Annotated in this window: 3 protein-coding genes; all 3 read left to right on the top strand. The window is 45.5% G+C overall.

The genetic code is table 11. The features are described from left to right. Positions 1 to 17: 17 nt before the first annotated feature. Positions 18 to 338, top strand: coding sequence for an IS66 family insertion sequence element accessory protein TnpA (gene tnpA / locus ACKLNH_RS20565; protein ID WP_413114128.1), 321 nt, complete (start codon positions 18 to 20; stop codon positions 336 to 338). Positions 339 to 343: 5 nt separating this feature from the next. Then, a complete protein-coding gene (gene tnpB, locus ACKLNH_RS20560) occupies positions 344 to 688 on the top strand; it encodes an IS66 family insertion sequence element accessory protein TnpB (RefSeq protein ID WP_413114129.1) in 345 nt (114 codons plus the stop codon). Between the two features lie 59 nt (positions 689 to 747). Further along, positions 748 to 1,419 (top strand): IS66 family transposase zinc-finger binding domain-containing protein (locus ACKLNH_RS20555; protein ID WP_413114127.1); only part of this gene is annotated, 672 nt, incomplete at its 3' end.

The raw sequence follows: 1,419 nt of genomic DNA, 5'->3' as shown, positions 1-1,419 counted from the left end.
GATAAGGAGGTAAGAGCATGGCGAGACGACGCAGCGACCAAGAATGGCAAGCGCTATTCCAACAATACGAAACAAGTAACCTCACTCAACGCGCTTTTTGCGAGCAAAATAACCTCAGTTCTTCGACATTTTTCGCCAAACGGCAACGTTTATTGCAGAGCGGAGCCGAGCAGACTAGTGGTTTTGTTAAGGCTCAACTGATTGAAAAGACCACTCATTATCAGGCAGCTCGTACACCGGTGGCGAACATGACACTCTTATTAGGTGATATTGAGTTAAGTATTCCACAAGGTACCCCTGCCTCATATATTGCTGAGTTGATTGGAGCCTTATCGTGAAAAGAATGCTCAGCCCCCCAAACATCTACTTGTATCGTGAGGCCGTTGACTTCCGTAAGTCCATTAATGGCCTTGCGGCCATCATTGAATCGGAAACAGATTTACTTCTGGGCTCAGGCGCCTTGTTCCTCTTTACCAATAAACAACGCGATAAGATTAAGGTGTTGTACTGGGATAAAACTGGCTTCGCACTGTGGTACAAACGCCTTGAAAAGGCCAAGTTCAAATGGCCATCAAAAGAGAGAAATCCCGTCTTTACCCTAACTGATTTTGAACTCGACAGGCTGCTCTCCGGCTTCACGATTATTGGCCACAAAGCCGTTAAAATAAACGATTTTACAATGAGTTAATCGCAATAAAAGGCTTGTATATTAAGCATTAAAAGTCAGCATTTAGTATAATAAATGCTATGAAAACGACTCGAAATATTAACCCAGAAAGCCAAGATGTTGCCGAGCTACAAGCGATAGTAAGAGCATTAATGGCTGAAAAGTCTTCCTTATTAGAGCAGTTCAAACTGGCTCTCGAGCGTCAGTTTGCTAAGCGTTCAGAGTCCCTAAAACCTTATGACGAAGCGCAAGGTGACCTGTTCAACGAGGCAGAATCTGAGTTAGTAAAAGAAGAAAAGGCAGTTACTACTACTTCTACCACGATAACGAAGGCGCGCGGAAAGCGTAAACCACTCCCCAAAGACCTACCGCGTGAACGCATCATTCTTGACCTTGATGAGCAAGAGAAACAGTGCTCATGTTGCCAAGGCTCACTGCATAAAATCGGTGAAGACTGCAGTGAAAAACTCGAGTTCACTCCGGCCATCCTCAAAGTGCTTGAGTATGTTCGACCTAAATACGCATGCCGCCAGTGTGAGCAACAAGCAGAAAACAGCCAGGTCCGCCAAAAGCCAGCACCACAAAGCATTATTCCGAAAAGCTTTGCGACAGAAAGCTTGCTGGCCAATATCATTCTCGGCAAATACCAATACGCGTTGCCTCTCTACCGTCAAGAAACCTTGTTCAGCCAATCAGGTATCGAGCTATCTCGAACCACCATGGCAAGATGGGTGATACAGGTGAGTGAGCGG

This window comes from Thaumasiovibrio clandestinus, from assembly GCF_047250365.1.
Lineage (GTDB): Bacteria > Pseudomonadota > Gammaproteobacteria > Enterobacterales > Vibrionaceae > Thaumasiovibrio.
The sequence above is the reverse complement of the archived record's forward strand: the minus strand, read 5'-3'. Positions and strand labels throughout refer to the sequence as shown.